Annotated in this window: 14 protein-coding genes; 9 read left to right on the top strand and 5 right to left on the bottom strand. The window is 64.8% G+C overall.

Going from position 1 to position 13,144, the window contains the following annotated elements; genetic code table 11:
• Positions 1–30: 30 nt before the first annotated feature.
• Positions 31–1,167 carry a GGDEF domain-containing protein gene (locus tag SPYCA_RS07670; RefSeq protein ID WP_232003584.1) on the bottom strand — a complete coding sequence of 379 codons (1,137 nt, stop codon included), beginning with the start codon at positions 1,165–1,167 and terminating at the stop codon, positions 31–33.
• Between the two features lie 123 nt (positions 1,168–1,290).
• Entirely contained in the window at positions 1,291–1,770 is a 480-nt protein-coding gene (locus tag SPYCA_RS07665) for an Lrp/AsnC family transcriptional regulator (protein WP_120219655.1), read from the bottom strand.
• Positions 1,771–1,956: 186 nt separating this feature from the next.
• Here SPYCA_RS07665 and phhA point away from each other — a divergent pair, with 186 nt between their 5' ends.
• The 9 genes from phhA to SPYCA_RS07620 all read left to right on the top strand — a co-directional run bounded on the left by phhA (position 1,957) and on the right by SPYCA_RS07620 (position 10,329).
• Positions 1,957–2,838 carry a phenylalanine 4-monooxygenase gene (gene phhA, locus SPYCA_RS07660; protein ID WP_120219654.1) on the top strand — a complete coding sequence of 294 codons (882 nt, stop codon included), beginning with the start codon at positions 1,957–1,959 and terminating at the stop codon, positions 2,836–2,838.
• Positions 2,835–3,740: a tryptophan 2,3-dioxygenase gene (locus SPYCA_RS07655; protein ID WP_120219653.1), complete on the top strand. Its 906-nt coding sequence runs from the start codon at positions 2,835–2,837 to the stop codon at positions 3,738–3,740. Before phhA ends, SPYCA_RS07655 begins: the two co-directional genes overlap by 4 nt.
• A complete protein-coding gene (gene kynB, locus SPYCA_RS07650) occupies positions 3,737–4,366 on the top strand; it encodes an arylformamidase (RefSeq protein ID WP_120219652.1) in 630 nt (209 codons plus the stop codon). Before SPYCA_RS07655 ends, kynB begins: the two co-directional genes overlap by 4 nt.
• Positions 4,363–5,604, top strand: a complete 1,242-nt coding sequence (gene kynU / locus SPYCA_RS07645) for a kynureninase (protein WP_120219651.1) — start codon at positions 4,363–4,365, stop codon at positions 5,602–5,604. The genes kynB and kynU overlap by 4 nt, the downstream gene beginning before the upstream one ends.
• Positions 5,601–6,614 (top strand): carbon-nitrogen hydrolase family protein, encoded by a 1,014-nt coding sequence (locus SPYCA_RS07640; RefSeq protein WP_120219650.1) that lies wholly within the window; start codon positions 5,601–5,603, stop codon positions 6,612–6,614. The genes kynU and SPYCA_RS07640 overlap by 4 nt, the downstream gene beginning before the upstream one ends.
• On the top strand, positions 6,614–7,747 hold the full coding sequence (locus tag SPYCA_RS07635; RefSeq protein ID WP_120219649.1) for a cupin domain-containing protein: 1,134 nt from the start codon (positions 6,614–6,616) through the stop codon (positions 7,745–7,747). Before SPYCA_RS07640 ends, SPYCA_RS07635 begins: the two co-directional genes overlap by 1 nt.
• A 16-nt stretch (positions 7,748–7,763) precedes the next feature.
• Positions 7,764–8,672, top strand: coding sequence for a fumarylacetoacetate hydrolase family protein (locus tag SPYCA_RS07630; RefSeq protein WP_120219648.1), 909 nt, complete (start codon positions 7,764–7,766; stop codon positions 8,670–8,672).
• Between the two features lie 7 nt (positions 8,673–8,679).
• Positions 8,680–9,432 carry a maleate cis-trans isomerase family protein gene (locus SPYCA_RS07625; protein ID WP_269462444.1) on the top strand — a complete coding sequence of 251 codons (753 nt, stop codon included), beginning with the start codon at positions 8,680–8,682 and terminating at the stop codon, positions 9,430–9,432.
• Positions 9,433–9,705: 273 nt separating this feature from the next.
• Positions 9,706–10,329: a PilZ domain-containing protein gene (locus tag SPYCA_RS07620; protein WP_120219647.1), complete on the top strand. Its 624-nt coding sequence runs from the start codon at positions 9,706–9,708 to the stop codon at positions 10,327–10,329.
• A gap of 109 nt (positions 10,330–10,438) precedes the next feature.
• Here SPYCA_RS07620 and aguB read toward each other — a convergent pair whose 3' ends face one another.
• The 3 genes from aguB to SPYCA_RS07605 all read right to left on the bottom strand — a co-directional run bounded on the left by aguB (position 10,439) and on the right by SPYCA_RS07605 (position 13,037).
• Positions 10,439–11,290 (bottom strand): N-carbamoylputrescine amidase, encoded by an 852-nt coding sequence (gene aguB / locus SPYCA_RS07615; RefSeq protein ID WP_120219646.1) that lies wholly within the window; start codon positions 11,288–11,290, stop codon positions 10,439–10,441.
• A gap of 107 nt (positions 11,291–11,397) precedes the next feature.
• Positions 11,398–12,057: an energy transducer TonB gene (locus tag SPYCA_RS07610; RefSeq protein ID WP_120219645.1), complete on the bottom strand. Its 660-nt coding sequence runs from the start codon at positions 12,055–12,057 to the stop codon at positions 11,398–11,400.
• Positions 12,054–13,037, bottom strand: coding sequence for an agmatine deiminase family protein (locus SPYCA_RS07605; protein ID WP_120219644.1), 984 nt, complete (start codon positions 13,035–13,037; stop codon positions 12,054–12,056). The genes SPYCA_RS07610 and SPYCA_RS07605 overlap by 4 nt, the downstream gene beginning before the upstream one ends.
• Between the last annotated feature and the right edge of the window lie 107 nt (positions 13,038–13,144).

Here is a 13,144-nt window from a genome sequence, read left to right as displayed (position 1 = left end):
GGCTCCCGCGCCCTCGCGGCAGGTCGGCCATCAGGCCGGATCGGCGATGCGGATGCAGTTGCGGCCGCCCGCTTTCGCCCGGTAAAGCGCTTCATCGGCTGCTTTCAACGCGGCGCGCGCGTCGCCATAGCCGAAGACATCGGCCACGCCGCCCGAAAAGGTGATCTGCCCGAACGGCTCGTCGGTCTTGCGGTTGATAAGGCGCCGGTCGGCGAGCGCCTCGCGCGCGTCGTCGAGCTTTTCGGCCGCTTCGGTCGGCGTCAGTCCGCGGAACAGCATGACAAACTCCTCGCCGCCGTGCCGCGCGACGTGGCATTTGTCGTTTGAGATGCGGGCCAGCGTATCGGCGATCGCCTTGATGACGCGATCGCCCGCTTCATGGCCGTGCGTGTCGTTGACCTTCTTGAACTCGTCGATGTCGCAAAAGGCGACGCTCAGCGGTTCGAGCGCGGCGCGCGCTTCCCTGTAATGGCGGTCGAGCAGGTTTTCGAACGCGCGGCGGTTGGGCAGGCCGGTCAGATAGTCGAGTTCGGCATCGCGTTTGGCGCGGTCGAGGCTGCGGCGCAGCGCCTTTGCCTCATCCTCGCTCTTGCGCATATCCTCTTCGGCCTTGCGCGTCCGTTCGAGCATGACCTTGGCGAGATCGGCGAGGCTGGAAACGATGCGGCCGGTCTTTTGCAATTGCTCGAGGTCGGAAACATGTTGTTCGAGTTCGATCCCGTAATCGCTCGTGGCGGAGCGCGCTTGCCTTGTATTGGTGTGAAAGGCGTCGAGATTCGCCTCGAGCCGCGTCATCAGCTTGTCGAGTTCGACGCGGTCGGGCTGACCGCTTTCCTCTTCGCCGAGTTCGTCCAGCCATTTCTGGGTGATGCCCTGCGGACTTTGTGCCTGCGCCACGACGCGCCGCGCCAGCCGGGGATTGCTGCCCGAAAAGGCGCCATGCGCGATCAGCAGGTTCGCGGGCGAAACTTCGAGATCATTGTCGACGAGGAAGGAGGTGATCGAGGCGGCGAGCTCGTAACGCGCCTCGCGCGCGAGGTCGCGCGGGCCGCCGGGGTCGGGGGGCGGATATCCGCCATCGGAGGTGCCGCGGCGCGCGCGGCGAAGCCCCAGCCAACCCATGAGCCGCCCTACCGGCTCGTTCGATGCTGTCGCTTTGGTGGTCATGCGAGCTTTAACGAGCGCATGATGCCGGATTTAAGGGGGATTTGCGCCGTTTCGGTGCGATTATTTCCGCGCGGTTCGGGCGGCTGTGGACGGTAGCGACAATCCGATCGGCAAAACAGCGATTTAGCGTGTTCTGCCCTGATCTTCGGTGATGCGCGCCCATTCAGCCAGGTCGCCGTGGCGCTTGATCGTCTTGAGGCAGACGACCGTTTTGAGCCGCTGCACACCGGGCAGTTTCGACAGATTGTGCCGCAGCAGCTCGTCGAGATGGTCGGCCGAGCGCGCGAAAACCTTGAGCAGATAGTCGCTTTCGCCGGCGGTGGTGTGGCATTCGACGACGGCCGGGTGCGCGAGCACGGCCGCCTCGAACTCGCCATGCGCGTCGAAGCGGATCTGCACCTCGACAAAGCTCTGCACCGCGAGACCGATCGTCTCGGGGTCGATCCGCGCGGCATAGCCCGCGATCACGCCGTCCGCCTCCAGCGCCTTGACCCGCGACCAGCAGGGCGATTTGGACAGGCCGACTTGCTCGCCAAGCTCGGCATAGGAGAGCCGCCCGTCGCGTTCGAGGTTGGCGATGATCTTCCAGTCGAGCCTGTCCATGCGTTCCGTCCCGAATCGTTGTGTAGTCAAATGGCGCGGTCATCGCGCCGCTTGGCGGAATTATGTTCCGGCAAACGTCGAATTGAAAGGACGTTTGTTCGGCTCTCGTGGCTCAACGGCCGATAATCCGAACAATGTTCGCTCGGGTCCGCGCTACGCTGCGAAACGAGAGCTTGGGAGGAAGGCTTGGCCGCGACGCACATTTTCGACACCCCGCCCGAAGGCGTCGCGGCCGACTGGACGATGCGGCAGGATTGGCAGGCCTTCACACCGGAACAGCATCGAACGTGGGAGACCCTGTTCGACCGGCAATCGGCGGCGCTGGGCGGCTATGCCTGCCGCGCCTTCCTCGACGGGCTCGACCTGTTGCGCGGGCTGAAACCCGGCGTTCCCGACTTTGCCGAGCTTAACGCGCGGCTGAAACTCGCATCGGGCTGGGAAGTCGTCGCGGTCCCCGGCTGGATTCCCAACGCCCCCTTTTTCGAGCATCTGGCGAACCGGCGCTTTCCCGCCGCCAATTTCCTGCGCCCGCCCGAACAGATCGCCTACAGCGAAGAGCCCGACATGTTTCACGACATTTTCGGGCATGTGCCGATGCTGGCCGATCCGGCCTTCGGCGATTTTCTGGTCGCTTATGGCGAGGCGGGATTGCGCGCCGAAAAGCTGGGGGCGTCGGATTATCTCGGGCGGCTCTGGCTCTATACGGTCGAGTTCGGGCTGGTGGTGGAGGAGGGCGAATTGCGCGCCTTCGGCGGCGGGCTGCTGTCGAGCCTCGCCGAAACGGCCTTTGCGCTGACCGCGCCCGAACCGCGGCGCGTCTGGCTCGACGTCGAGCGCGTGATGCGGACGCGCTATCATTTCGACGCCTTTCAGCAGACCTATTTCGTCGTCGCGGGGTTCGAGCAATTGCTGCGCGCGACCGAGGAGGCCGATTTCGCCAGCCTCTATCGCAAGATCGCGAGCGAACCGGCCATCGCGCCGGGTGATGCGTGGCGCGGCGATGTCGCCTATGAAGGACGCCTGCCGACCGCGGCGCCGTGGTCGGGCGACGGAGAGGCGGGCATATGATCAGGCAGACGCGCGACGGCGATACCGAGGTTTTTGAAACCGAGATCGACGGCGAGACGATCCAGTGGGACAATGGGCTGACCTATGCGCGGCACATCCAGACGGCGCAATTGCTGTCGGCGCAGGTGCCGGTGTCGGACAAGCCCGACGAGATGCTGTTCATCATCATGCACCAGACGATGGAGCTGTGGCTGAAACTCGTGCTGCACGAGGGGCGGATCGTTTACGACGCGATCAAGGCCGACCGGCTGGCGGTCGCGGGCAAGGGGCTTGACCGCATCGCGACGATCCAGCGTCACATGATCCACAGCTGGGAAGTGCTCGCGACGCTGACTCCGCATGATTTCCTGACCTTTCGCGGTTTCCTGCGTCGCGCCTCGGGCTTTCAGTCGCAGCAATATCGCGAGCTCGAATATCTGCTCGGCAACAAGCGCGGCGACATGATGATCGTCCACAAGGATGATGCCGCAGCCACCGCGCGGCTGCGCGCGGCGTTCGAGGCGCCGTCGCTCTATGACGAGCTGCTGCGGCTGCTCGCGCGGCGCGGCTTTGCCATTCCCGCCGATCATCTGGAGCGCGACTGGACGCAGCCCTATGAAGCGTCGGAAGCGGTCGAGCAGGCGTGGCTCGCCATCTACACCGACCCCGAGCATCATTGGGACCTCTATATGCTCGCCGAAAAGATCACCGCGCTGGAGTATTATTTCCAGGAATGGCGCTTCAAGCACATGAAGACCGTCGCGCGCGTGATCGGGCACAAGCCCGGCACCGGCGGCTCGTCGGGGGTCAATTATCTCGTCAAGGCGCTGGGTCTCAGCTTCTTTCCCGAACTCTGGTCGATGCGCACCGAGATGGTCGCGCCGCGCGAGGGTGGCGACTATGCGACGGGGGAGCGCCAATGAGCCGCATCTGGGACATTTCGCAGCCGCTCCACGCCGCGGTGCCGGTATGGCCGGGCGAGCCCGCCTTCGCGCTGCACAGCCATGCGGTGATCGGCGATGGCTGCCCGGTCAATGTCGGCGGCATGTTCACGCCGCTGCACGCGGGAACGCATGGCGACGCGCCGCTCCACTATGCCAATGACGGCGCTTCGTCGGCCGACTGCGAGCTTGAACCCTATATCGGACCGTGCGTGCTGCTCGACGTGCGCCACGCGCGCGGGCGGGTCGAGGTCGGCGATGTCGATTGGGGTGCGGTCGAGGGCGCCGAGCGCGTGCTGCTGCGCACCTATGCGCGTTTTCCGCACGATGAATGGGACAGCGATTTCACCGCGATCGCGGCCGAAGTGGTCGAAAAAATGGGCCGCATGGGTGTGCGCCTGATCGGCACCGACGCGGCCTCGCTCGACCCCGAACAGTCGAAAACGCTCGACGCGCATCAGGCGGTGAAGGCGGCCGATATGCGGATATTGGAGGGGCTGGTGCTCGATGACGCGCCGCCCGGCCGATACGAACTCGTTGCGCTGCCGCTGCGCATCGTCGGCGCCGACGCCAGCCCGGTGCGCGCGATATTGAGGGAGATGGCATGACCGGCACGATGACCGCCCCCGATGTGTCGGCGCTCGACGCCGCCGATCCGCTCGCGCATTTTCGCAGGCGCTTCCAGCTGCGCGAAGGCTTGATCTACCTTGACGGCAATTCGCTCGGCGCGCTGCCCAGGGCGACGGGCGAGCGGCTGGCGGGGGTTATTGGCGAAGAATGGGGCGAGGGGCTGATTACCTCGTGGCTCGCCGCCGAATGGTCGACGGCGCCGCGGCGGATCGGCGACAAGATCGCCCGGCTGCTCGGCGCCAAGGCTGGGGAGATCGTCGCAACCGACTCCACTTCGGTCAATATCTTCAAGACCTTGACTGCCGCGCTTTCCTTGCGACGCGAACGCACGGTGATCCTGTCGGAAGCAACCAACTTCCCCACCGACGTCTATATGATGCAGGGCATCGAGGCCTTTTCGGGCGGGCGCGTCAAGGCGCTGACCGTCGCGCCCGAGGAGGTGGTCGATGCGCTGAATGACGATGTTGCGGTGCTCCTGCTCACGCAGGTTCACTACAAGTCGGGCCGCGTGCGCGACATGGCGGCGATCACGCGCGCGGCGCACGACGCCGGTGCGCTTATCGTCTGGGATCTGAGCCACAGCGCGGGCGCGATTCCGGTCGACCTCAACGGCGCGAACGCCGATTTTGCGATCGGTTGCGGCTACAAGTTCCTGAACGGCGGTCCGGGCGCGCCCGCCTATCTCTTCGCCGCCGCGCGGCACCATGGCGCCACGCCGATCTTGTCGGGCTGGTTCGGCCATGCGCGGCCGTTCGATTTCGAAGAAGATTACGATCCCGCCGCGGGGATCGAGCGCTTCCAATGCGGCACGCCGCCGGTGCTCGGCCTCGCGGCGCTCGAAGTCGGTGTCGATCTGATGCTCGAAGCCGACATGCGCGAGGTGCGCCGCAAGTCGCTCGCGCTCGGCGACCTGTTTATCGAGCTTATGCGGCCGCTCTGCGACACCTATGGCTTCGCGTTGGCGAGCCCGCAGGATCATGCGCTGCGCGGCAGCCAGGTCGCCTATGCGCACCCGCAGGGATATCAGATCGTCCAGGCACTCAAGGAACTGGATGTCATCGCCGACTTCCGCACCCCCGACATTTTGCGCTTCGGGCTGACGCCGCTGTATCTGCGCTATCGCGACATCGTTGAGACGGCCCGGCGGCTCGAAATCGTCTGCGCGATGCGGGCATGGGACAAGCCGCAGTATCATCAGCGCGCGGCGGTGACATGAGCGACGTCTCGGCGCCCGTCCTGCCCAAATCGCGCGTCGCCACGGTGCAGGCCGCGCCGGTGTTCCTCGACACCGCGCGCACCGTCGACAAGGCCTGCGCGCTGATCGCCGAGGCGGCCGGAAACGGCGCGCAGCTCGTCGCCTTCCCCGAAGTGTTTGTTTCCGCCTATCCCTATTGGAACTGGCTGATGACGCCGATCGAAGGGGCCGAATGGCACGAGCGGCTTTATCGCGCGTCGGTGCTTGTCGATGGTCCCGAAGTCGCGGCGCTTTGCGACGCCGCGCGCGATTATGGCTGCACCGTCGTCATCGGCATCAACGAACGCGATCCGGTCAGCGTCGGCACGCTCTATAACACGAACCTCATCATCGGCGCCGGCGGCCGCCTGCTCGGGCGGCACCGCAAGCTGGTGCCGACCTGGGCCGAGAAACTGACCTGGGCGGGTGGCGACGGCAGCTCGATCCGCGTTTATGACACGCCCGTCGGGCCGCTCGGCACGCTGGCGTGCGGGGAAAATACCAACACGCTCGCGCGCTTCGCGCTGCTGTCGCAGGGCGAGCTGGTTCACGTCGCCAATTATATCGCGCTGCCCGTCGCGCCCGCATCCTACAATATGGCGGAAGCCATCAAGATCCGTGCAACCGCCCACAGCTTCGAGGGCAAGGTCTTCACCATCGTCGCCTGCTCGGCGATAAGCGAGGAGATCGTCGCGGCGATGAGCGCCGACCGCCCGCAGAACCGCGACCTGTTATCGCGCCCGAACAGTGCCTGGTCGGGCGTGATCGACCCGCACGGCCATCCGGTCGGCGAGCCGCTGATCGACGAAGAAGGCATCGTCTACGCCGACATCGACCTTGGCGAGTGCGTCCGGCCCAAGCTGATGCACGACATCATCGGCGGCTATAACCGCTTCGACATCTTCAACCTGACGGTCGACCGCACGCCGCGCGCGTCGGCCCTGTTCGTCGACGAGGTGCCGCCCGTCGATCCCGGCGAGGAGGCGCCATGATGGCAGATAATCCCACAACCATCGACCCGCGCGACGATGTGCTCGGCCGGTCGCGGGTCACCGACACGCCCGAACTGGAGGCCTTTTATCAGGAGCTTGCAGCGCGCAACGCCGGCGCCTTCTGGAAACGCGCCAATGCGATCGAGCCGTGGGAGCCCGAAACACGCTATCGCCCGACGCTCTGGCGCTACGCCGACATGCGCGCCATGTGCCTCCGCGCGCTCGACCTCGTAAGGCCCGAAGAGGCGGGGCGCCGCGTCGTGACGCTGCTCAACGACAGCGACGCAGGGCGCGAGAATGTCGCGGTCTGCGGCTGGCTGTTCAGTGGAATGCAGGCGATGCGCCCCGGCGAGATTACCCCCGCGCACAAGCACACCGCCTCGGCGCACCGCTTCATCATGGAGGGGAAGGGGGCCTATACCGTCGTTGACGGCCACCACATCACGCTGGGCGCCAATGATTATGTGCTGACGCCGGGCGGCTGCTGGCACGACCATGGGGTTGTGGCGGACGGCGAGGTGTCAATCTGGCAGGACGGGCTCGACATTCCGCTGATGAACAGCCTCGAGACCAATTTCTACGCGGTCTATGACCAGCCGACGCAGGCCGCGGCGTTTCCGATAGACGACCTGCCGCACACCTTTGGCGGCGCCGCGCTGCGGCCCGAAGGCGTCGCGGCGTGGGAGAAGCCCTATTCGCCGGTCATGGTCTATCGCTGGGACGCGACGCGCGACGCGCTGTGGAACCTCGCCAAAGTGTCCGACGGGTCGCCCTTCGACGGGCATATGCTGCGCTACTCGAACCCGCTCACGGGCGGCTGGGCGCTCCAGACGATGGGCGCGCACATGCAGATGCTCAAAGGCGGTTTTCGCGGGAAAGCGCACCGCCACACGGGCAATGTCGTCTATAATGTCGCGGGCGGGCGCGGCTATTCGATCATCGGCGGCGCACGCTTCGACTGGGAAACGCACGATATTTTCTGTGTGCCCGCCTGGGTTTGGCACGAGCATGTCAATCTCGACCCGGACGAAGAGGCCTTCCTTTTCTCGTTCAACGACTTTCCCGTGATGGAGGCGCTCGGCGTCCGGATCGAGGAAGCCTATCCCGACCACGGCGGCCACCAGCCCGCCTGACCAGACAGGACAGATTATGCGCCTTGTGACGTATCGCACGGTCGAAACCGAACCGCGCCTCGGCCTTCTTCACGACGGGCTGATAATCGACGTTGCCTGTTTCGGCGATGCGATCGGACATGATCTGCCTTCGACAATGCTCGACTTCATCGACCTGGGGCCGATTGGCGTGCGCTTCCTTCGCGAAGCGGTCGAAAGCGCGACGACCGCCGATCTGGTGGGCACGTCGCTTCCCGAGGGCAACGCCACCCTGCTCGCGCCGATCCCGCGCCCGCGCAAGAATATCTTCGGCATCGGGCTCAACTATACCGAGCATGTCGCTGAATCGGCACGCGCGCTCGACACGTCGCACGAGTTGCCGCAGCAGCCGGTGATCTTCTCGAAACCCCCCACGGCGGTGATCGCGTGGAACGACCCCATTCGCCACAATGCGAAGGTGACGCAGCAGCTCGACTGGGAAACCGAGCTGGCGGTGATCATCGGCAGCACCGCGCGCGGCGTGGCCGAAGCCGACGCGCTGGGCCATGTGTTCGGTTACACCGTCATCAACGATGTGTCGGCGCGCGACTGTCGGCGCGCGGGGCAGTGGATCGTGTCGAAGGGACAGGACAGCTTCGCGCCGATGGGGCCGTGCATCGTCACCGCCGACGAAATCGGCGATCCGCACAACCTCAATATCCTGACGCATGTGAACGGGGTCGAGAAGCAGAACGGCAACACGCGCTTCATGTTGTTCAACGTGCCCCAGCTCATCGCCGACATCTCCAGCGTGATGACGCTCGAACCCGGCGACATCATCGCGACGGGCACTCCGGCGGGGGTGGGGGCGGGGCGCGATCCGCAGGAGTTTCTGTGGCCCGGCGACGTCGTCGAATCGACGGTCGAGGGCATCGGCACGCTCCGCAACCCGATCGTCGCGGTCTGAACGCGCCATGACGAGACCCATCCGCATCGGGCAGATCGTGCCCAGCTCGAACGTCACGATGGAGACGGAAATCCCGGCGTTGCTGCGCGCGCGCGAGGGCGTCGCGCCCGAACGCTTCACCTTCCACGCGTCGCGGATGCGGATGAAGAAGGTGACCAAGGAAGAATTGGCGGCGATGGACGCCGATTCCGATCGCTGTGCGCTCGAACTTTCCGACGCCGCGGTCGACGTGCTCGGCTATGCCTGCCTCGTTGCGATCATGAGCATGGGCGCGGGCTATCATCGCGTGTCGGAAGCGCGGCTGCACCAGCGCACGGTCGACAACGGCCATGCCGCTCCGGTCGTGACCAGCGCGGGTGCGCTCATCGAGGGGCTGAACGCTCTGGGAGCCAGGCGCATCGCGCTCGTTGCGCCTTATATGAAACCGCTCACCGAAATGGTCGTGGGCTATATCGAGGGCGAGGGGGTGGCGGTCTCCGACTGGCTGGCGCTCGAAATCCCCGACAATCTGGAGGTCGCCGCCCAGGATCCGGCCAGACTTCTCGACCATTACAGGCGTCTGGATCTGTCGGGCGTCGACGCGCTTGTCGTGTCGGCGTGCGTCCAGATGCCGTCGCTTCCCGCGGTGCAGCAGATCGAGGACCGGATCGGCCTGCCCGTTGTTTCGGCGGCGATCTGCACTGCCTATCAAATGCTCGTTCGCCTTGGCCTGCGCACGGAAGTGCCCGGCGCCGGCGTCCTGCTGTCGGGGCGATACTGATCCACGGCAATGATTGTCGCACGACGAAAAAAGCGGAAAAATCCGCTTAATGGGCGACGCGCCGGGCCGTAAAACAGATAAAATACGAAGGATTGCCACCGGTAACCCGGCCGACAGCCGTGCGGAGCGTGAAAGAAGCGATGTTAACTATAAACTGCAACGTCATTGAATCTTAACGAAAAATGAGATAATGAAAACGGGCGTCCGCGATTATTTTACAGCATCTACAGTGCCTTACGCTCGGTGCGGTGCTGATCCGGCAAGGTGGAAGACATGAACCCACGTCGCTTTACGGATCCGGCAGGGGGCCCGGAATATGCCGCAGCGGGCGATCGCCGGGGCGGCGACCGCTATCGCACCGTCTGGCGCATCGCCAAGGTGATACGCAACGGCGACGCGGGTTTGTGGCGCGTACGCAATATGTCGAACCGTGGCATGATGCTTGCCGCCGAGGTGCCGATCGCGGTCGGTGAAACGCTGGATATCGCCTTGTCGGACACGGTGATGCTGCGCGGAAAGGTCGTCTGGGCCAATGACGGCCGGTGCGGCGTGGCATTCGATACCGAAGTCGATGTTGCCGACCTGCTCAAGCAGCTGGCAGCGGAGCAGCGCGCATTGGGCTATCGCCAGCCGCGCCTGCCGGTTCACAGCCAGGCGCAGATTGTCGCCAAGGACGGCACCGTCAGCCGCATCGAACTGGTCGACCTTTCGCAGCATGGTGCCGGCTTCGTCCACGACGGGCATTTCGACGTGGGCCGCGAACTGGACCTGATCCTGGCGAGCGGGGTCCGCCGCCGTGCGATCGTGCGCTGGTCGCGCGAGGGACGCGGCGGGCTGTGGCTGACGCAGCCGCTCGACCGCGCCGACCTGGAAAGCATCCGCCGCTTCGAGGCTTGAGTGTTTTCAAGTCGGGCGGGATCATCTGACGACTCGGAAAACACGGCAAAACAAGAATCTGGAGTGCCGGTTTTGATTGCATCAAAACCGGCACGCTAGGATCCTGACCCTAGATGTCTTCGACGAGCCGCGCATAAAGCTGCGGCCGCCGGTCGCGGAAAAAACCCATGCCGGCGCGGTGCTTCGCCGCGCGGTCGAGGTCGATCGTCTCGACAAGCACGCCGGTTTCGTCGGCGCCGAACGCCTGCGTCATGTCGCCCCATTCGTCGGTGATGAAGCTGTGGCCATAGAAACTGGCGTCGCCCTCGGTTCCGATGCGGTTCGCGGCGATCACCGGCATACAGTTCGACACGGCATGGCCCTGCATCGCGCGGCGCCACATGCGGCTGGTGTCGAGGTCGGCGTCATAGGGCTCGCTGCCGATCGCGGTCGGGTAAAAGAGCAGCTCGGCGCCCATCAGCGCCATCGCGCGCGCGCATTCGGGATACCATTGATCCCAGCAGACGCCGACGCCGATGCGCGTGCCGAAGACGTCCCAGACCTTGAAGCCGCTGTTGCCGGGGCGAAAATAATATTTCTCCTCATAACCCGGCCCGTCGGGAATGTGGCTCTTGCGATAGGTGCCCATGATCGCGCCATCGGGGCCGATCATGGCGAGCGTGTTGTAATAATGCGGCCCGTCCTTCTCGAAGAAACTCGTCGGGATCGCGACTTTCAGTTTCGCGGCGAGCGCCTGCATTGCGGTGACGCTCGGATGCTCGGCGGTCGGGCGCGCCGACGCGAACAGCGCCTCATCCTCGACCTGGCAGAAATAGGGGCCTTCGAAGAGTTCGGGCGGCAGGATGATCTGCGCGCCCTTGGCGGCTGCTTCCTCGACGAGCGCGGCGACGGCCTCGATATTGGGCTGGACAGGGCCGGGCAGGGGAAGCTGCAACGCGGCGACGGTGATGGTGCGGGTCATGGGGCGTCTCATGCCACGCACCGTGCGGCGAGAAAAGGCGCTATGGCTCTATGCCAGCGATCATAGGGCGGCGCGACCCGAGCCAGCGCATCGGGGCAGTTGTGGACTTACTCGCTTTTGCGCGTCTTGTTTTCCGATGCCGGTCGGGGAATTTTCCATCTTACCGATTGTACCGATATCAAAGGTCGCAGTATGCCGTCGGTATTGGCCCGTGGCCGAAACCCTTGCATGCCCATCAACATATTGCAGGCCGCGTGATCAAGGTCGGGATGGCCCGCAGACTGAAGCAGTTTGCAGGATTTCGGATTTCCGGCTTCGTCGATTGCCAGTTCGACCTTTGATACGCCTTCAACACCCAAAGCCAGCGCTGCCGCAGGATAATCCGTATCCTGTTGATATTGTGTCTGCAAACCGGTGTTGTTCGAGCGATCTAGGCGCCATTTCATGGTGTCGGAATATATAAACTCGGTCGGTTGGCCGTCTGGCGCCGTCGCCGGATGCCATTTCCCTCTCTGCATCATCAACGTGCAGGTTTCCGTGTCCAGAGCGGGGTGGCCCGACGATGATATTATTTTGCAGTTCGCCGGCCGCCCTTCCTTGTCGACCTGCACCTCGAACCGCGCGTCGCCTTCAGCATCCGCCTGCAAGGCAACAACGGGATAAGCGAGGCGCATCCGATGCTGAGGATCGGACGAGGATTCCATGCTTACAATATAGGCGCCGCTACCGGCGACCAGTAGTGGCAAGGCAATGAAGTTCGCGGTCATCTAGGCACCTGCTGGCTCGAGCAATGGAAGCTGCCGCCGCCTACGATGATCCCGCGCGCGGGCACGCCGATGGCACGGCGGTCGGGGAAGAGTGCGGCGAGCGCGTCTACGGCGACATCGTCGTTCGCGGTGCCATAGGTCGGCACGACGACGACGCTGTTGCCGATATAGAAGTTCATATAACTCGCCGCCGCAATCTCTCCGCCGATCTCGACGCGGCCGGGTGAGGGGAGGTCGACGATTTCGACCCCGCCGAACGCCGCGGTTCGCGCGCGGGCGTCGGCATAGATATGCGCATTGGGATCGTCCGGCCCTGCCGCGACGGGCAGCGCAAGCCGCCCTTCGCCGACGAAGCGTGCGAGATTGTCGACATGGCCGTCGGTGTGGTCGCCGACCAGCCCCTTGCCGAGCCAGAGCAGGCGGTCGATGCCGAGCGACTGGTGGAGCCGCACTGCGATGTCCTCGCGCGTCAGCGTCGGGTTGCGGTTCGCGTTGAGCAGACATTCCTCGGTCGTGACGCAGAGCCCGGTGCCATCGACATCGATGCCGCCGCCTTCGAGCACCCAGTCCTGATCGTCGTTGGGCAGGCCGCTTGTCCGCGCCAGCGCGGCGCCGACCTCCTGATCGCCTGGCATGACAAACTTCTCGCCCCACCAGTTGAACCGGAAATTGCGCGCGCGCCGCGCGGCGCCCGTGCCGACGATGATCGGTCCCGTATCGCGCAGCCAGATGTCGCCGAGCGGCTGGACGAGGATTTTTACGCCCGGATCGACCAGCTTCGCCGCGATTTCCGCCTGCCGTTCGTCGTTAACGACCAGCCGCACCTCCTCGCCGCGGCCGCCGTCGTGGACCGCGTTGGCGAAGGCGGCGACGTCGCGCCGCCCTTCATCGATCGTCCCCGCCCATTCCTCGGCGAGGTGGGGGAAGCCGATCCAGACAGCCTCGTGCGGCGCCCATTCGGCAGGCATTTTCAGCATCATCTGGTCGGCTGTCCCTGGTTTACGAGCATCGTCATTGCGAGAACCCCGGACTTGATCCGGGGGACGCGGCAATCCAGAGTAGGCGTATACCGCGTTGGATTGCTTCG

The organism is Sphingopyxis sp. FD7, from assembly GCF_003609835.1.
GTDB lineage: Bacteria > Pseudomonadota > Alphaproteobacteria > Sphingomonadales > Sphingomonadaceae > Sphingopyxis.
This window is presented reverse-complemented; position numbering and strand designations above follow the sequence as displayed.